General features: G+C 70.2%; 16 protein-coding genes, 1 other RNA gene and 2 pseudogenes. 9 read left to right on the top strand and 10 right to left on the bottom strand.

The genetic code is table 11. The features are described from left to right. Nucleotides 1-17: 17 nt before the first annotated feature. From ACYQ5L_RS27815 to ACYQ5L_RS27800, 4 genes are all read right to left on the bottom strand, one after another. Nucleotides 18-650, bottom strand: coding sequence for a TetR/AcrR family transcriptional regulator (locus tag ACYQ5L_RS27815; RefSeq protein ID WP_459961194.1), 633 nt, complete (start codon nt 648-650; stop codon nt 18-20). 94 nt (nt 651-744) lie between these two features. Continuing rightward, entirely contained in the window at nt 745-918 is a 174-nt protein-coding gene (locus ACYQ5L_RS27810; protein ID WP_459961193.1) for a hypothetical protein, read from the bottom strand. A gap of 139 nt (nt 919-1,057) precedes the next feature. Then, nucleotides 1,058-1,573 (bottom strand): gamma carbonic anhydrase family protein, encoded by a 516-nt coding sequence (locus ACYQ5L_RS27805; RefSeq protein WP_459961192.1) that lies wholly within the window; start codon nt 1,571-1,573, stop codon nt 1,058-1,060. A gap of 11 nt (nt 1,574-1,584) precedes the next feature. Continuing rightward, the gene (locus ACYQ5L_RS27800; RefSeq protein ID WP_459961191.1) at nt 1,585-2,544 is read right to left on the bottom strand and encodes a GlxA family transcriptional regulator; all 960 of its coding nucleotides are present in this window, start codon (nt 2,542-2,544) and stop codon (nt 1,585-1,587) included. Nucleotides 2,545-2,615: 71 nt separating this feature from the next. Here ACYQ5L_RS27800 and ACYQ5L_RS27795 point away from each other — a divergent pair, with 71 nt between their 5' ends. Together ACYQ5L_RS27795 and ald are read left to right on the top strand one after the other, a co-directional pair. Further along, nucleotides 2,616-3,389 carry an MBL fold metallo-hydrolase gene (locus tag ACYQ5L_RS27795; RefSeq protein WP_459961190.1) on the top strand — a complete coding sequence of 258 codons (774 nt, stop codon included), beginning with the start codon at nt 2,616-2,618 and terminating at the stop codon, nt 3,387-3,389. A gap of 219 nt (nt 3,390-3,608) precedes the next feature. Continuing rightward, a complete protein-coding gene (ald, locus tag ACYQ5L_RS27790; protein WP_459961189.1) occupies nt 3,609-4,751 on the top strand; it encodes an alanine dehydrogenase in 1,143 nt (380 codons plus the stop codon). A 76-nt stretch (nt 4,752-4,827) separates the two neighbouring features. Here ald and sigJ read toward each other — a convergent pair whose 3' ends face one another. The 4 genes from sigJ to ACYQ5L_RS27770 form a co-directional block, all read right to left on the bottom strand. Further along, a complete protein-coding gene (gene sigJ, locus ACYQ5L_RS27785) occupies nt 4,828-5,808 on the bottom strand; it encodes an RNA polymerase sigma factor SigJ (RefSeq protein ID WP_459961188.1) in 981 nt (326 codons plus the stop codon). 111 nt (nt 5,809-5,919) lie between these two features. After that, a complete protein-coding gene (locus ACYQ5L_RS27780; RefSeq protein ID WP_459961187.1) occupies nt 5,920-6,864 on the bottom strand; it encodes a cobalamin biosynthesis protein in 945 nt (314 codons plus the stop codon). A 244-nt stretch (nt 6,865-7,108) separates the two neighbouring features. Next, nucleotides 7,109-8,062: an SURF1 family cytochrome oxidase biogenesis protein gene (locus ACYQ5L_RS27775; RefSeq protein WP_459963566.1), complete on the bottom strand. Its 954-nt coding sequence runs from the start codon at nt 8,060-8,062 to the stop codon at nt 7,109-7,111. Nucleotides 8,063-8,082: 20 nt separating this feature from the next. Further along, nucleotides 8,083-8,583, bottom strand: coding sequence for a low molecular weight protein-tyrosine-phosphatase (locus ACYQ5L_RS27770; RefSeq protein ID WP_459961186.1), 501 nt, complete (start codon nt 8,581-8,583; stop codon nt 8,083-8,085). Between the two features lie 404 nt (nt 8,584-8,987). On the opposite strand from ACYQ5L_RS27770, the gene cobC reads away from it, so the two are divergent. Then, the gene (cobC, locus tag ACYQ5L_RS27765) at nt 8,988-10,112 is read left to right on the top strand and encodes an Rv2231c family histidinol phosphate aminotransferase CobC (RefSeq protein ID WP_459961185.1); all 1,125 of its coding nucleotides are present in this window, start codon (nt 8,988-8,990) and stop codon (nt 10,110-10,112) included. Between the two features lie 64 nt (nt 10,113-10,176). Then, nucleotides 10,177-11,306, top strand: a pseudogene (locus ACYQ5L_RS27760) (Nif3-like dinuclear metal center hexameric protein). A gap of 40 nt (nt 11,307-11,346) precedes the next feature. Here ACYQ5L_RS27760 and ACYQ5L_RS27755 read toward each other — a convergent pair. Then, nucleotides 11,347-11,787, bottom strand: coding sequence for an OsmC family protein (locus ACYQ5L_RS27755; protein ID WP_459961184.1), 441 nt, complete (start codon nt 11,785-11,787; stop codon nt 11,347-11,349). A 167-nt stretch (nt 11,788-11,954) separates the two neighbouring features. Here ACYQ5L_RS27755 and ACYQ5L_RS27750 point away from each other — a divergent pair, with 167 nt between their 5' ends. The 3 genes and pseudogenes from ACYQ5L_RS27750 (at nt 11,955) to ACYQ5L_RS27740 (ending at nt 15,042) form a co-directional block, all read left to right on the top strand. Further along, the gene (locus ACYQ5L_RS27750) at nt 11,955-12,692 is read left to right on the top strand and encodes a zinc ribbon domain-containing protein (RefSeq protein WP_459961183.1); all 738 of its coding nucleotides are present in this window, start codon (nt 11,955-11,957) and stop codon (nt 12,690-12,692) included. Between the two features lie 98 nt (nt 12,693-12,790). Next, nucleotides 12,791-14,017: pseudogene (locus ACYQ5L_RS27745) on the top strand (bifunctional RNase H/acid phosphatase). A gap of 68 nt (nt 14,018-14,085) precedes the next feature. Next, entirely contained in the window at nt 14,086-15,042 is a 957-nt protein-coding gene (locus ACYQ5L_RS27740; RefSeq protein WP_459961182.1) for a YihY/virulence factor BrkB family protein, read from the top strand. A gap of 145 nt (nt 15,043-15,187) precedes the next feature. Here the strand turns inward: ACYQ5L_RS27740 and ACYQ5L_RS27735 are convergent, their stop codons facing one another. After that, entirely contained in the window at nt 15,188-15,778 is a 591-nt protein-coding gene (locus tag ACYQ5L_RS27735; protein ID WP_459961181.1) for an alpha/beta hydrolase, read from the bottom strand. A gap of 191 nt (nt 15,779-15,969) precedes the next feature. On the opposite strand from ACYQ5L_RS27735, the gene rnpB reads away from it, so the two are divergent. Both rnpB and ACYQ5L_RS27725 read left to right on the top strand, forming a co-directional pair. Then, an RNA gene (gene rnpB / locus ACYQ5L_RS27730) (RNase P RNA component class A) lies at nt 15,970-16,378 on the top strand. Between the two features lie 91 nt (nt 16,379-16,469). After that, complete coding sequence (locus ACYQ5L_RS27725; RefSeq protein ID WP_459961180.1) at nt 16,470-17,432, top strand: slipin family protein; 963 nt, start codon at nt 16,470-16,472, stop codon at nt 17,430-17,432. Nucleotides 17,433-17,728: the final 296 nt, after the last annotated feature.

Genomic DNA, 17,728 nt, shown 5'->3' with positions numbered 1-17,728 from the left:
TTAACGATCTCTTGTGGTCAGTCCGGCTGCACGCCGACCATGGGCAGCATGGTGCGGCGGGCGAAATCGCGGGCGGCCTGCTCGTCGCCGAGCGGGATGAGCCCGTCCGGGGTGAGCACCAGCGACTGGCCGAGGCGGGCGAGCACTTCCGCGACCAGCTCGGCGTCGAAGTCGTTCACATTGCCGGATTCCTGGAGAGTGCGCAGTTTTTCGGCCAGGTAGGTGCGCCCGACCGCCAGCACCGGCCCGGCATCGGTGGTGAGCCGGGGCAGGATCACGTCCGGTTCGGTGCGCAGGAGTCGTTGCAGCAGTTTGTTGTTGGCGAGATTGGTGATGAAGGCGACGAAGATCTCCACCAGCTGCTCGCTGACCGAGGCGCCATTGTGCGCGACCTCCTGCACCCGCTTGTCGATCTCGGCCACGAACTGCTGCGCCTCGCGCACGCTCACGGCCTCGACCAGATCGTTCTTGGATTCGAACCGCCGGTACAGCGTCGCGGGACTGATCCCGGCGCGACGCGCGATCTCGCCCATGCTGGTTCGCTTGATCCCGAAGTCGAGGAACGCCGATAGCGCGCTCTCCAATAGCTGCTCGCCTTCGGCCCGCGGCTTTTCCAGAATGCGTTGCAGGATGGCGGGCACGGACGGCATCGAGTCTCCAGTCGATCGGTTGGCATCCGCGACGTTGCGGCTGGGGCGCAGCGATTATCTCACTGCCTCACCGGTGCAGGCGTGGGGCCCGCCGCTAGTGCAGCTTCAGCGCCGCCATCTCGCTCTCGATCGCATTGGCCGCGAAATCGATACCGCTGGAACGTAATTCGTGAACCCGGCGCTGTAGTGCCTCGATGCCCCCCGGCTGGGCCGCAATATCGGCCACGCTGATCCGCCGTCGGTGCATACCGTCGTGCTCGTACGACACCGTTGAAACCTCCTGCTAGCCCGAGCGCGCACCCGGCAAGCGGCGGCATAACCCGGGCCGCCGGGAACGCATCGAGAATGCTAGCAGCGGGTTATATGGTCGCTTGTTCAGTGTGGTCCTTATCACAGGCCCCCGTCGGTCACCGCTCTTGACCGGCCCGGTGCAGGCTCGTGTTGTGCAGGTACGCCGCGGCATTCAGGCGAATCCGGTCCAGCTCGGCTTCGCCCAGCTCACGGCGCACCTTGCCCGGAATGCCCGCCACCAGCGAACCCGGCGGGATCTGCGCGCCCTCCGGAATGAGGGCATTGGCGGCAATGAGGCTGCCCGCGCCGATCACCGCGCCATTGAGCACCGTGGCGCCCATGCCGACGAGCACATCGTCGCCGACCGTGCAGCCGTGCAGAATCGCGTTGTGCCCGACCGAAACTCCGGCGCCGACCGTGCACGGGAACCCGGGATCGGCATGCAGCACGCACCCGTCCTGGATATTCGACCGATCACCCACGCTGATCGCGTCCATATCCCCGCGCAGCACCGCCGAATACCAGACGCTCACCTCGGCGCCCAGCCGCACACGCCCGATCACGCTGGCATTGGGCGCGATCCACGCACTCTCATCGATCTCCGGCGAATGCTCGCCCAGCTGAATGATCATGGCTCCAGAACCTAGCGGGTGGGTTGCAGGCGGAACTGCGCGCGGTGGGCTGCCGGGGTGGTGCCGAGGACGCGATGGAAGTGGTGGCGGAGATTGACCGCGGTGCCCAGACCGGCGTCGGAGGCGATGCGGTCCATGGTGTCGTCGGTGGATTCGAGCAGCAGGCGGGCGCGATCGATGCGCTGATGCAGCAGCCACTGCTGCGGGCTGGAGCCGGTGCGCTCGCGGAAGCGGCGGGTGAAGGTGCGGCGGGACATGAGCGCGGTGCGGGCCCAGGAGTCGAGATCGATGGCTTCGTCGAGATGTGTTCGGGCCCAGACCATGGCGTGCTCCATCGGATCGTCGTCGAGGGCGTCGGGTACGGCCACCGGGATGTACTGGGCCTGGGAGCCGCTGCGATGCGGGGCCAGAACCAGGGCGCGGGCCAGGTCGGTGGCCGTGCGGCTGCCCAGGTCGGCGCGGACCAGGTGCAGGCAGCAGTCCAGGGCGGCGGCGACGCCGGCGGAGGTGATCACATCGCCGTGATCGGACCAGAGGGTGTCGGCGCGGACGCGGACCGCCGGGAAGGCGCGGGCCAGTTCGGCGGCGGCGGACCAGTGGGTGGTGAGCTCGCGGCCGTCGGCGAGACCACTGGCCGCGACCGCCCAGGAACCCAGGCAGAGGCCGACGATGCGGGCTCCGCGCTCGTGGGCGCGGCGCAGGGCCTCGCGGCTCGCGTCGGGCAGCGGGCGGTGCCGCTGCCAGCTCGGTACGACGACCGTGTCCGCCTCGTGCATCGCCTCCAGGCCGTGCTGCACGATGATGTCGAATCCGGCTGGGGTGGACAGGATTCCGGGGCTCTCGGCGCACACCCGGACCTGATAGGGCGTGCCGTGCTCCTCGCCCGCGCCGACGCGGCCGAATACCAGGCTGGGCACCGACAGGTGAAAGGGGCTGATCTGATCGAACGCGAGCACGGCCACCGAATGCATGGCCCGATATTATCGACATGCGGCCTTCGGGCCACTGTCGGAGTGGTTGCCCCCGGACGACACTCGACGCCATGACGAACACGATCGCTTCCGCCACCATCGAGATCCTGCACATCGGCGGGCCCACCGTGCGCTTCCGCTACGGCAACCTGACCTGGCTGACCGATCCCACGTTCGATGAGCCCGGCAGCTACGACGTCGGCATCACGCTGCGCAAGCTGACCGGCCCGGCCGTGCCCGCGGACCGCATCGGCGCGGTGGACGTGGTGCTGCTCTCGCACGATCAGCACCCCGACAATCTGGACAGGTCCGGACGGCAATTCCTGACCACGGTCGATCGCGTGCTGTCCACCCCCGACGCCGCCGGCCGCATGGAAGGCGTTCAGGGCCTGCGGAACTGGGAGTCGGTGCGCATCGGCGACGTCACCGTCACCGGCGTGCCCGCCCTGCACGGGCCCGAGGGCGCCGAAGCCTTCTCCGGCGTGGTCACCGGCTTCGTCCTGCAAGCCGACCGACAGCCCACGGTCTACGTCTCCGGCGACAATGCCTCCGTCGACCTGGTCGAGCAGATCGCCACCCGCATCGGCCGCATCGACCTCGCCATCCTGAACGTCGGCGCGGCCAATGTCGAACGCTTCGGCGACATCGACGTCACCCTCAACGGCCGCACCGCCGTCAAAGCCGCCGCCGCCCTCGGCAACGCCCTCATCGTCCCCGTGCACGCCGAAGGCTGGGCCCACTTCTCCGAATCCCTCGACTACCTCGTCCGCAACTTCGACTACGCCGGCCGCGCCGACCAATTGCGCATCCCGGTCGCAGGCGAACTGCTCACGGTGACAGCCTGAATCAGGGCAGGACTCGCCTGAGGCCGGTCCCACTGTCGCCCGGCTCGGTCGGGCGGCTTGGCTGAGGGGGTTCGGGGGCTCAGCCCCCGCCACCTCTCCCTCCTAAGGGGGTCCGGGGACACAGCCCCGCACTCCCTCCGATTGCTATCGGATTGCGGATCCGAACTCGCATCGTGGCGCTCATGGCCGCGGCAGGGGTTCTGGTCCACGATGGGCGGTATGCGGATCGGTGTCCCACGGGAGGTCAAGGAGCAGGAGTACCGCGTCGCGCTCACGCCGGCGGGGGCCGGGGAGTTGGTGCGGCACGGGCACGAGGTGGTGGTGGAGGAGGGCGCGGGCGTCGGCTCCGGGTTCGCCGACGCCGACTACCTCGCGGTCGGCGCCAAGTTGCTGACCAGGGCAGACGATGTCTGGGACGTGGCGAATCTGGTGCTGAAGGTGAAAGAGCCCATTGCCGAGGAGTATCCGCGCATGCGAGCGGGGCAGGTGCTGTTCACCTTCCTGCACCTGGCGGCCTCCAAGGAGTGCACCGATGCGATCCTGCACTCCGGGATCACCGCCATCGCCTATGAAACCGTGCGGGCTGCGGATGGTTCGCTGCCCTTGCTCGCACCCATGAGCGAGGTGGCGGGAAAGCTCGGCACCCAGGTCGGCGCGTACCACCTGATGACCCCGCAGGGCGGGGCGGGCGTCCTGCTCGGCGGCGTGCCCGGGGTGCGGCAGGCCGATGTGGTGGTGCTCGGCGGCGGCATGGCGGGCAGCAGCGCGGCGGCCGTCGCGGTCGGCATGGGTGCGCGGGTCACCGTGCTGGACACCAATATTCCGCGCCTGCGGGAGCTGGACGCGCGGTTCGGCGGTCGCATCACGACGCTCGGTTCCAATGCGGCCGAGGTCGAGAGGACGGTGCTGGCGGCGGATCTGGTGATCGGCTCGGTGCTGGTGCCCGGGGCGCGCGCCCCGAAACTGGTGCCCGACACCCTGGTCGCGGGTATGCGGCCCGGATCGGTGCTGGTGGACATCGCCATCGACCAGGGTGGCTGCTTCGAGAGCTCGCGCCCCACCACGCACGCGAAACCCACCTTCCGAGTGGCGGATTCGCTGTTCTACTGCGTCGCGAACATGCCGGGCGCGGTGCCGCACACCTCCACGTGGGCGCTCACCAACGCCACCCTGCCCTATGCGCGCGCCATCGCCGATCAGGGCTGGCGCGCGGCCTGCGACGCCGATCCCGGTCTGGCTCAGGGGCTCACGGCCGATGGCGGCCAGCTGTTCTCCCGCGAAGTCGCCGCGGCACACGGCCTGCAGCCCGCGGGCAAGACGACGTTCCTGAGCATTCTCGGCACCCCGCAGGGCAAAGGCTGATCCGGGGCGACCCGGTGCTGACGGCGACGGGCCCGCAGCCGGATCGAATCCGGTTGCGGGCCCGTCGTTTCGGCGATCAGTCGGCCGGGTTTTCCGAGCCCTCGGTGGATTCCGGGCTGCCGAGCTGCCAGTCCGGCTCGCCCTCGGTGGGCAGGTTCTGCAGTTTGTCCGGGTTGCGGACCACGTCGATATTGGTGATCCGGCCCTCGTCGATGGTGAACGAGAAGACACCGGTGTGCTTGCCGTCGAATACCACCAGCCCGGGGCGGCCGTTGACCAGCACCGAGCGGCCCCACGCCCCGCCCACGTGCGCGGCGTGGTTGAGGAAGCCCAGGAAGGTCTTGGCCACGGTGTCGGCGCCGTGCAGCGGATCGAGGAACGCCTGCACCTTGCCGCCGCCGTCGGCGGTGAAGGTGACATCCGAATCGAGCAGGCCCAGTAGCGCGCTCAGATCGCCCGAGCGCCACGCCACGGCGAAGGCGGACACCACCTTCTCGTGCTCGTCCGGGCTGGCGGGGAAGCGCGGCGTGCCGGCCTCGACATGTTTGCGGGCGCGAGAAGCCAACTGGCGCACGGCCGCTGGGGTGCGGCCGACCACCTCCGCCACCTCCGGGCCGGTCATGCCGAACACGTCCTGCAGGACGAAAGCCGTGCGCTCGGCGGGCGAAAGAGATTCCAGCACCACCAGCAGCGCGGTGGTGACCCGCTCGTCCTGTGAGATCCGATCGGCCGGATCGTCCCAGGTGGTGATCTCCGGCTCCGGCAGCCACTCGCCGACGTACTGCTCCCGCCGCGCCCGCGCCGAGCCGAGGTGATCCAGGGCCAGCCGCCCGGTGACCGTGGTCAGCCAGGCGCGCAGGTTCTCGATATCCGCGCCCTCCGGGCTGGTCTCGTAGTACCGCTGCAACCGCAGCCATGCTTCCTGCACCACGTCGTCGGCGTCGCTGAGGCTGCCCAGCGTGCTGTAAGCGACCCGCCGCAGGTAGTTCCGATGTTCCTCGAACTGCCGCGCCAGCTCGGCCTGATCGGGTACACCCCGCCGTTCGTCGTTGCTCATAGCCCTCACCGTTCGTTCCCACTCGCCCATTCGGGCGAGTCACCGAATCGACGAAACAGACCGGATAACTGTGACATTCCAATCCGACTGGTCGGTCGCGCGGGTCGGCGACTACGCGCCGCGGCGGCGGGTCCAGGCGAATGCCGCGGCGGCGAGAGCGGTGGCGAGCTGCACGGCCTCGGACAACCGGACGGCGCGCCGCAGGTCGCGGACCACCGGGGCGGGACCGTCGCCCAGCGTGGGCCGCATCTCGACACCGTGGCGGTATTCGGTCTTGCCGCCGAGGGTGACGCCGAGCGCCCCGGCCATGGTGGATTCCGCCACACCGGCATTGGGGCTGGGATGCTGGGCCGCATCACGCCGCCACGCCCGCCGGGCATCGCCGGGCCGGCCGCCGACGAGCGGTGCGAGGGCCGTGGTGATCGCGCCGCTCACCCGAGCGGGCACCAGATTCGCGACATCGTCGGTGCGCGCCGCGGCCCACCCGAACCGCCCGTAGCGTTCATTGCGATACCCGACCATCGCATCGAGCGTGTTCACGGCGCGATAGGCGAGCAGCCCCGGAACTCCTGCCACCGCACCCCAGACCAGCGGCGCGACCGTCGCGTCCGAGGTGTTCTCCGCAATGGATTCCAGCGCCGCCCGCGCCAGCCCGTCCGCGTCGAGCACCTCCGGATCCCGCCCGCACAGCGAAGGCAGCAACGCCCGCGCCCCCGCCAGATCCCCGCCTTCGAGCCGATCCGCCATATCCCGCCCCGTGCGCGCCAGCGTGGTCCCGCCCAGCACGGTCCACGTGGCCACCCCCGTCACCAGCACCTCCCCGGCGCGATTCCCGGACACCGCTCGCGACAAGCCGATTCCGAGCCCGGTCGTGACCCCCACCAGCAGCGCCTCGTGCACGACCCCGGCCGCCCGATGATCGCGATAGGTCACCTTCTCCAGTGCCTGTGCCGCCGAACCGAATCCCGCCACCGGATGCCCTCTGCGCGGATCGCCGAGGGCCCGATCCAGCGCAAACCCCAGCACCAGTCCCACCGCAGTCGAAGTCCCACGCACCCGGCGAGATTAGCCGAACACCCGATTCGCCCCGCCACCGTGCACCCGGTGAGCGAACGCGCCGGCATGCGGTCCGGAACCGCCGTGAGCGGGTGAGCCGAGCGGCAGGACCGAAGTCCCGTTCGTCATCCAGGCGTGCTCGTGACCGGGCTCCACCCCGCCTGGTGGATTCCGGCACAGGACGCGCTGGAACGACGGGGCGAGCACTCGACCGGGAGTAGGTTCGCGGGGTTTTTCGGGGCGGTCAGCGGCGGGTGCCGCCGTAGCGGTCGGCGAGGCGGGCCTCGTTGGAGGTGGGTTTCGGAGCCTGGGCGCTCGGCTCGGTTGCCGGAGTTGGCCGAGCGGGGGCGCTCGCTTCGGCCGAGGGCGTCTGCGCGGTAGCGGCTTTCGGCTCGGCCGAGGCGGGCGCTCCGGCGGTGGCGGCGGATTCGGCTGGGGCGGCGGCGCGTTCGCGGCGGCGGGCGCGGAGTTCGGCGTAGACGAAGTAGCCGAGGCCGAGGGGGGCCATGATGCCAAAGGCCAGCCATTGCAGGCCGTAGGAGAGGTAGGGGCCGGCGTCCAGCTGGGGGAGGGCGACGGGGGTGAAGACGCCGGGCTGGCCGGGGTCCAGTTGCAGGTAGCCGCCGCGGCCGTCGGTGGGGATGGGGGTGAGCGGGAGGCCGAGGACGGTGGCGACCTGTTCGGTGTCGGTCGAATAGACCTGGCGGTAGCCGTCTTCGGTCATGGGCGGCTTGGATTCGACAATGCCCTCGGAGGCGCGGACGCGGGCCTCGAGATGCTGCGGGCCGGTGGGCGGGGCGGGGATCTCGGGCGCGCGGGTGCCATTGATCGCGGCGATCTGGCCGCGATCCACGAGCAGCGTGCGGCCGTCGTCGAGCCGGAAGGCCGCCAGCACCGAATAGGCGGGCGCGCCGTCGAGATGGCGCAGCCGCACCAGGACGGTCGAATCGGGGACGTAGCTGCCATTGGCGGTGACGCGATGCCACTCGGTGTCCTTGCCCGGACCGCCGAGAATCGTGGTGATATCGACCGGCGCGGCCTCCACCGAGTCGGCGATCCGCTGATTGCGTTCCGACGTGGAGGTGTTCTTGCCCAGCTGCCACGGCGCGAGCACGGTGAAACACAGATACGCGAACCCGGCGACCACCGCGGCCAGGATCACCCAGCTGGGCCGCAGCAGGAACCCGAGCCGCCGCAGCCCCGCAAGCCTCGAGCCGCTCATGCCCGCTCACCCCGCACGGGTTCGCCGAGCTGCTCGCGCACCCAGTCCAGCAGACCCGGCACGGCCGCCTCGATCTGCTCGCGCACCAGCACGAAATCCGACTGATCCCCGTAATACGGATCCGGCACATCCGCCCCGTCGGCCTGCGGATCGAAGCTGCGCAGCAACCGCCGCCGCGCCAACGGCACCCCCAGCCGCGCCAGCGCCCGCTCATGCCCGGTGTCCAGCGCCACCAGCAGATCCGCGTCCCGGTGATCGGCCCCGATCACCGCCGCCGCATGCCCGACCGGATACCCGTGCGCGCGCAACTCCGCATTCGTCCGCGGATCGGCCTCGTCCCCGGCATGCCAGCTCCCCGTCCCGGCACTGCTCACCCGCACCCGGTCAGCGAGCCCCGCGCGCTCGAGATGCGCCAGGAAGATCTTCTCGGCCATCGGAGACCGGCAGATGTTCCCGGTGCAGATGAAGGTCACATGCAGCTCGCCCACGACAGCCATTCTGTCGGTTGGCCCCCGCACCCGGCCACGTAGGGTGGATCGCTGTGCCGGAGGACACCGCCAAACCCGCCCCGGCCCCCGCGGCCACCCACGCCCCGGAGGCCGCGGTACGCCGTGCCTCGAGCCCTGCCGCCGCCGAGACGGTGGATGACGCCGCGGTGATGAGCGAGAGCCCCCGAATCGTCGAGCCTGAAGCGGACTGCGTGGCCCCGCGCGCCGCGAGCCCCGCAATCAGCGGCGCAGCGAGCTCCGCCACTGGTGGCGAGTTGCGCTCCGTCGCTGGCCGCCACGTGGGCTCTGCCACTGGCCATGAGTCGGACTTTGCTGCGCGCGGCGACTCGGACCCCGCTGCGGAAACGCGACCGGGTGCCGCGGCCATCCGCGCGACTGACGCGCCGCCGTCGGTGTCACCCGCGGGTTCCGAAGCTGGGAGTGCGGCAAGCGCATCGGCTGGCGGCGCCGGGGCGGGGGAAGTCGACCTTGCGAAGCTGCGGCATCACGGGGATGTCGAGACGCGGGTGGGGATGGTCGATTTCGCGGTCAATGTGCAGGGGAGCGCGCCGCCGGAGTGGTTGCGGGAGCGGTTGGCGGCCCGGCTCACCGAGCTCGGCCGGTATCCGGGCGGCGACGACGAGCGGAGGGCGCGGGCGGCCGTGGCGGCTCGGCATGGGCGGAGGCCGGAGGAAGTGCTGTTGCTGGCGGGGGCGGCGGAAGGGTTCGCGATGCTGCCGCGGTTGGGGGCGGGCCCCGGTGGCGCGGCGGGAGAGGGCCGGGGGCTGCGCTTGGCGGCGGTGATCCATCCGTCGTTCACCGAGCCGGAGCTGGCCTTGCGGGAGGCCGGGGTGCCGGTCGTACGGGTGGTGCTGGAGCCGCCCTACACGCTGGAGTCGGCGGTGATACCTGCCGAGGCGGATTTGGTCGTGGTGGGGAATCCGACTAATCCGACGTCGGTGCTGCATTCGGCCGGGAGCATTCGGCGGTTGCGGCGACCCGGGCGGATCGTGGTGGTGGACGAGGCGTTCGCCGATGCGGTGGTGGGGGAGCCGGAATCGCTTGCCGGGGAGAGTTATCCGGATGTGCTGGTATTGCGGAGCCTGACCAAGACGTGGGCGTTGGCGGGATTGCGGTGCGGGTATGTGCTCGGGGATCCGGAGCTGCTGGCGCGGTTGAATCACGGGCGGGCGCATTGGCCGTTGGGGACATTGCCGTTGGAGGCCATTGCGGCGACCGCCGAGCCGGGGGCGGTGGCGGAGTCGCAGCGGAAGGCGGAAGGCATTGCCGCTGATCGGAATGCGATGATTCCGCGGTTGCGCGAGCTCGGGGTCGAGGTGCACGGAGCCCGGGGGCCGTTCCTGCTGATTCGGGTCCCGGATGCGGAATTGTTGCGGAAGCGGCTCGCGGACAAGGGTATCGCGGTGCGGCGCGGGGATACCTTTCCGGGCTTGGGGCCGGGATTCCTGCGGCTGGCGGTGCGGCCCGCCGCCGACGTGGATCGGCTGGTGGCGGCCATTCGGGAGATCGGGCTGTGAGCCGCCATCGGGGATGTGCTGAAGTCCGTATGAATGTGACTGTCTCGGAGGAGGTTCGGTTGTGGTGACGGCGGTGCGGCTGGCGGATCTCATGGCGGCTATGGATGCGGCGTATCCGCCGAAACTGGCCGAGTCGTGGGACTCGGTGGGACTGGTCTGCGGTGATCCCGAGGACGCGGTGTCGCGGGTGCTGTTCGCGGTGGACGCCACCGCGGCCGTGGTCGACGAGGCCATCGCATGGGGCGCGCAAGCGCTGGTGGTGCACCATCCGCTGCTGCTGCGCGGGGTGGACACCGTGGCGGCGGATACGCCGAAGGGGCGCTGCTGCACCGCCTCATCCGGTCCGGATGCGCGCTGTTCACCGCGCACACCAATGCCGATTCCGCCGACCCGGGCGTCTCGGATGCGCTGGCGCAGGCCATCGGGCTGACGGTCACCGGGCCGCTGGATCCCAAACCGCTCACCGCCCTGGACAAATGGACGGTGCTGACGCCGCGCACCCACACCGAGGCGGTGCTCGCCGCCCTGTTCGCGGCGGGCGCGGGCGCGGACGGCAACTACAACGACAGCGCGTGGCGCGCAGCGGGAACGGCGCAGTTCCGGCCCCTCGACGGCGCGAATCCGGCCCTGGGCGCGATCGGCGAACTGCATGTCGAGGACGAGGACCGCATCGAGGTCGTCGCATCCCCGGGCAAGCGCGCGGCGGTGCTGGCGGCCTTGCGGGCCGCGCATCCGTTCGAGGAACCCGCCTATCACGTGACCGAGCGGGCGGCGCTCCCGTCGGGTCTGGGCATCGGCCGCGTCGGCGAGCTGGCCGCACCGGAGTCGTTGCGGGAGTTCACCGCTCGCGTGCGCAAGGGGTTGCCCGCGACCACGTGGGGCGTGCGCGCGGCCGGTGATCCGGATCGGGTGATCCGGACCGTGGCGGTCTGCGGCGGCGCGGGGGATTCCTTCCTGGGCAAGGTCGCCCGGCTGGGCGTGGACGCCTACGTCACCGCCGATCTGCGCCATCACCCCGCCGACGAGCATCTGCGCGCCGGCGGTCCGGCACTGGTCGACGCCGCCCACTGGGCGACCGAGTTCCCTTGGTGCGCACAGGCGGAGGGCATTGTCCGCGCGGCGCTGCCGTCCCTGGGGACGCGGGTGTCCACGCAGCGCACCGATCCGTGGAGTATCGGCGCGGCAGAGGGCTGATCAGCCGCGGCCACCGAGAGGCAGCGGCGGCCGTCGTCGGCTAGCCCGCGATCACCGTGGGCTCGTGCGCCACCGGGAAATTCACCGAATTGGCGATGAAGCACTTCTTGTGCGCTTCCTCGTGCAACCCCAGGGTAAGCTCGATCATCTCCGGGTCGGTCACGGTGACCCGGGGGCGCAGCGTGACCCGCTGGAAGCGCTCGTCGTCCATCACTCCGACCGCGGTGTCGTGATAGCCCGTCACCACCACGCCCGCCTCCGCGCACAGGTGCAGGTACCAGAGCATGTGGCAGTCCGACAGCGCCCCCACCAGCAGTTGCTCCGGATTCCAGCGCTCCTTGCTACCCCGGAACTTGGGGTCGGAGGTCGCGGGAATCGGCGGCCTCCCCGCCGCGAGCACCTCGTGGTCCCGCGAATAGGACCGGTACCCGGTGGTCTCGCCCGACCACGTCACCTCGACCTCGTACACATGCTCTCCCATAGGGCGACGATGTCACATCCGTCACCCGGCCGCGCGGCGTTTTCCGCACCCGCCCAGGTCCTCGCCGAACGAATGTCCAGCATGCGGTGGGGTTGGGCATTGCGGGCTCTGCGGGCGGGTACGGTGGGAGTCTTGAACCGTCCATAGCGTCCAGGAGACCTTCCGCGTTGAATGCCGAACCATCGATCCAGGCCAAGCTGCTCGACCTCGCCGCTGTCGACGCCGAGCTGACGAGGATCGAGCATCGCCGCAAGGTGCTGCCCGAGGAGCAGGAGGTGCGGCAGCTGGAGGCGGAACGGACGACCCGCAAGGATGCCGCGGTCAAGGTGGAGATCCTCATCGACGATCTCGATCGCGATATTCGCAAGCTCGAGGGTGAGATCGACGCCGTCCGCAAGCGCGAGGAGCGCGACAAGGGCATGCTGACCGCCGGTTCGGTCGGCGCCAAGCAGCTGTCCGAGCTGCAGCACGAGCTCACCAGCCTGGAACGCCGCCGCAATGTCCTCGAGGACGACCTCATCGAGGTCATGGAGCGCCGCGAGGCCGCCGCCGCCGATCACGACCACGCCGGCGCCAACCTCGACAAGGCCGAACAGGACCTGGTCGACGCCGAACGCCGCCGCGACGACGCCCTGGCCGATCTGACCGTCGCCCAGCAGCGCTGTGAATCCGACCGCGCCGCCCTCGCCAAGGCTTTCCCCGCCGACCTGCTCGCCGCCTACGACAAGCAGCGCGCCGGGTACGGCGTCGGCGCCGGCCTGCTGCAGGCCCGCCGCTGCGGCGCCTGCCGCATGGAACTCGACCGCGGCGAGATCGCCCGCATCGCCAAGACCGCCCCCGACGTGGTAGTCCGCTGCCCGGAATGCAACGCGATCCTGGTGCGCACCAAGCAATCAGGACTGTGAATCACCGCGCGCTCCGCGCGGTACAGGAATCGACAGCAGGTCGGAATGCACTGGCGGCCCGCGAGTTCCGGGTCGCCCGCCGGCATGGAGGGTGAGCGGTGACGGACAAGGTGATCGTCGAAGCGGACGGCGGCTCGCGCGGTAATCCCGGGCCGTGGCTACGGCGCGGTGGTGTGGGATGGCGACCGAGCGCAAGTGCTGGCCGAGCGCAAGGAATTCCTCGGCGTCACCACCAACAATGTGGCCGAATACCGCGGCCTGATCGCGGGTTTGGAGGCGGCGGCCGAGCTGGGCGCCCGCGAGGTGTCGGTGCGCATGGACTCCAAACTGGTGGTCGAGCAGATGTCCGGCCGCTGGAAGATCAAGCACGAGGCCATGATTCCGCTCGCCGAGCGGGCCCGGCAGCTGGTGGCCGGATTCGACCGGGTGACCTATGCGTGGATTCCACGTAAGGAGAACTCGCACGCCGACCGGCTGGCCAATGAGGCCATGGACGACGCGCACCTCGTCGACGAGGTGCGGACCGCCCTGTCGACGCAGGAGTCGTCCGCGGCCGCCGACTCGGTACCCGGCGGTGCGGACTCGACAGGCGCCGAGGACAAGTCGGCAGCTGGTGCGGGCGGCGTGGAATACAGCGCGACCGGGACTCCAGCCGCGGGCGGTCCAGCGACGGCGTCCGCGGGGGCCGCGGCCCCGGGTTGGACCGGAGCTGTCGGGCGGCCGACGCGATTGCTGCTGCTGCGGCACGGGCAGACCGAATTGTCGGTGCAGCGGCGGTATTCGGGGCGGGGAATCCGCCGTTGACGGAGCTGGGGCGGGAGCAGGCGGCCCGGGCGGCGAAAATGCTTGCGGGCAAGGGCGGGATCGAGGCGATCGTGTGCTCTCCGCTGGGGCGGGCGCAGGAGACGGCCGAGGCCGCCGGGCGAGCGCTGGGCGTGCCGGTGCGGGTGCTGGACGGGTTGATCGAGACGGATTTCGGGGAGTGGGAAGGGCTGACGTTCCCGGAGGCGCGGGAGCGGGATCCGGAGCTGCACACGCGGTGGCTGGGGGATCCGGCGCTGCCGGCGCCGGGCGGGGAGAGCTTCGATCAGGTGCGGGAGCGCATCGAAGGGGTGCGGCGGGATCTGGTGGCGCTGTATCCGGGCGCGAATGTGCTTGTGGTCAGCCATGTCACGCCGATCAAGACGTTGCTGCAACTGGCTCTCGGCGTGGGGCCGTCGCTGCTGTATCGCCTGCACCTGGATCTGGCGTCGCTGTCGATCGCGGAGTTCTATCCGGACGGCGGATCCTCGGTGCGGCTGGTGAACGACACCTCCTACCTGTGATCACCGCCTGACGCCGGTGTTTGCGCCCGGCGCTGCCGGGTATGTCGGCGGCGTCGGAGGTGAGTCACATGCGGGAAGCGGTCGCGGGCGAGTCCGGGGCGCCGCACGGTCCATCGGATCTGAGCGGTCGGTCGTGGTGGGGTGTGCTGCGGCGCACCGTCACCGAGTTCCAGAAGGACAACATCACCGATTGGGCCGCGGCGCTGACGTATTACAGCGTGCTGTCGATCTTTCCGGGACTGCTGGTGCTCATCGCCGTGCTCGGGCTGCTCGGGCCGGAACCGACGCAGTCGCTGGTCGACACCGTGCGGGAGGTCGGGCCGGGCAGCGGCACCGATCTGGTGGTCTCCGCCATCGAGGAGTTGCAGCAGGCGAAGCCGCTGGCCGGACCGCTGGCCATCGCCGGGGTGTTCATCGCGCTGTGGACGGCCTCCGGGTACATCGGCGCGTTCATGCGGGCGAGCAATGCCATCTACGAGATGCCCGAGGGCCGCCCGCTGTGGAAGCTGCTGCCGCTGCGGGTGGGATTGACGGCGCTGCTGGTCCTGCTGCTCGCCACGACCCTGGTGGGCGTGGTGGTGACGGGCGGGCTCGCCGACCGCGTCGGGGACTGGCTGGGCCTGGGGGAGACGGCGGTCACGGTGTGGGGCATCGTGAAATGGCCGGTGCTCGCGGTCCTGATCAGCCTGGTTTTCGCCCTCTTGTACTGGGCCGCACCGAATGCCAGGCAGCTGGGCTTCCGCTGGCTGACGCCCGGCAGCGTGCTGGCGGTGCTGGTGTGGGTGGCGGCCTCGGCCGGATTCACCGTCTACATCGCGAATTTCGGGTCGTACAACAAGACCTACGGCTCGCTGGCGGGCGTGGTGGTGTTCCTGATCTGGTTGTGGCTCACCAATATCGCCGTCCTGCTGGGTGCGGAATTCGACGCCGAGCTGGCGCGGGCCCGCGGCATCGAGCGCGGCCTGCCGCCGGAGGAGGAACCGTTCCTACCGCCCCGTGATCCCGCCGATGACGAGAAAGCCTGAGGCGCGGGCGATCACGGCCGCAGGACGGCGGAGAGAAATTCGGTCTGGTCGAACACGGCCTTCTCGAACCAGTCGTCGAAGTAGATGTCGAAATGCCCGATGGGGTATCGCTTCACGACAGCGTGCTTGGTGCGCTCGGCGGCCTTCAGCGTCGGGCCCGCCGGGGCGACGGTGTCGTTGTCGCAGATGGCGTAGAACACCGGCGCCTTGATGTCCTTGGCGCGGCGGGCGGGGAATCGAAGAGCGTCGACACACCCACCCGGGCAGCGACTTTCGGACGGTATTGGCTGCTCTCCTCGGCCAGTCGCCCGAAGCCCTCGGGCACGTCGGCGGCGCTCATGAGCGCGGCGGAATGCTTCTTGCCCGCCAGCCGCGCCTTGATCGGCTTGCGGATGATCGGCCCGATGATCATGTCGGTCAGCGCGATGGTGCCCGTCTTGGTGAGGCTGATCGGCCCCTTGGCCATGGCCGAGGACCAGCCGCTGGTGAACGGGCACTGCGCCACCACCGCGGCGATGTAATGGTCGTCCGGCGCCACCGACAGCACATGCCCGCCCCCGAAGGAGCTGCCCCACAGGGCGATTCGCGTCGCATCGATGCCCCGGATGGTGCGCGCGTAGGCGATGGCCGCATGCCAGTCCTCGCGCTGCCGCGCGATATTGATCACCTGCCGCGGCTCCCCGCCGCTCGCCCCGAACCCCCGATAGTCGAACACCAGCACCGCCATTCCCGCCATGGCGAACCGGCGCGCGTAGCGGTCAAGCCCATTTCCCGGTCGGCCCCCAGGCCGTGTCCCATGACGACGAGCGGGCGGGGTCTGGGCGGGCCGTCCGGGAGATAGAGCCAGCCCGCACATTGATCACCACCGGAGGGGAACCCCACCTCGACACGCTCCATGGCCCATTACGGTACCTTGGGTCCCGCGGACGAGTCGGTCGGGCGGCCGCGGCGAAGGGAACGGGCATGCGAATGCCGCCGCCCGTCGCCGAGGAAAGTCCGGACTCCACAGAGCAGGGCGGTTGCTAACGGCAACCCGGGGCAACCCGCGGGACAGTGCCACAGAAAACAAACCGCTGGTGGTGACGCCAGTAAGGGTGAAACGGTGCGGTAAGAGCGCACCAGCGCGCCGGGTGACCGGCGCGGCTAGGTAAACCCCGCCCGGAGCAAGGTCGAAGGTCGCATTCGCGAGAGTGCGGCTGCGCAGGCGTTCGAGGGCTGCTCGCCCGAGCCTGCGGGTGGACTGCTCGAGGCACCCGGCAACGGTGTGTCCAGATGGATGGTCGCCACCCGGTGCTCGCACCGGGGACAGGATCCGGCTTACAGACCGACTCGTCCGCCCCTTTCCGGGGGACCGCGCCCGGGTGCATGATGGATGGTGGGCCGCGGTCCGATATCCGTGGCACTGCGGGAAATTCGCGGGGCACGCGATGGAAATACTCTTACTGATCGCCTCGTCCGGGACGGTGGCCGCGGTGGCGGCCGCGATCGCCGCGGGGATGCGGGTCGTCAATCAATACGAGCGGGGCGTGGTGTTCCGGCTCGGCCGGGTGCGCGAGGTGCGGGATCCGGGGCTGCGCCTGCTGATCCCGGCGGTGGACAAGATGCGCAAGGTGTCGTTGCAGGTCGTCACCCTGCCGGTGCCCGCGCAGGAGGGCATCACCCGCGACAATGTGACCGTGCGGGTGGACGCCGTCGTCTACTTCCGGGTCATCGATCCGCTGCGCGCGATCGTCGAGGTGGAGAACTATCTGTACGCCGTCGGCCAGGTCGCCCAGACCTCGTTGCGGTCGGTGATCGGCAAGAGCGATCTCGACGATCTGCTCTCCAATCGCGAACAGCTCAACAAGGGCCTGGAATTGATGATCGATTCGCCCGCCCTGGGCTGGGGCGTGCACATCGACCGCGTCGAGATCAAGGATGTGGCGCTGCCGGATTCGATGAAGCGCTCCATGTCGCGGCAGGCCGAGGCCGAACGCGAGCGGCGCGCCCGCGTCATCTCCGCCGACGGCGAGTACCAGGCCTCGCAGAAGCTGGCCGATGCCGCCGCCCGCATGTCGCAGTCCCCGGCGGCGCTGCAACTGCGGCTGCTGGAGACGGTCGTACAGGTTGCGGCCGAAAAGAATTCGACGCTGGTGCTGCCCTTCCCGGTGGAACTGCTGCGGTTCCTGGAGCGGGCGACGCCGGGCCCCTCGGCGGCCGCGCAGGGTGTTGCCGAGCCGCAGACGGGTACGGCCACGCCGGTCACGGGCGCCGAGTCGGCCACGAGCACGGAATTCCCGGCCGTGGCAAACGATCCTGGGCGCGCGGGTCCCCGGCCGCGCTCGGCGAATCCACTCCGGCGGAACTGCCCTCCGGAGCCAGGTCGGACGGGCGCGACACCCCGCCGGTAATAGCCAGTTCGAATGACAGAGCGGCGCCGCCGCGGGCAGTGGATCCCGGCGCGTCCGGCAATGAAGGATGAGGTGCGGATCGATGTCGGTGTCCATGTTGATCCAGCCGCTGGCGGTGCTCGTGCTGTTCGCCGTCGCGTACTTGTTCAAGTGGCTCTCGGCGGTGCTGCCGGGCGGGATTCGCGGCAGATAGGCGGGCCGCGAAGGGTTTAGCGTCACGCCGCGGTGGCTAGGGCTCACCGTCGCGGGCGCGTGTGCGGGTGGCGTGAGCGACGCCGCTCTCGTAACGGTGTGCA

It is taken from the genome of Nocardia sp. IFM 10818 (assembly GCF_054655275.1).
This window is presented reverse-complemented; position numbering and strand designations above follow the sequence as displayed.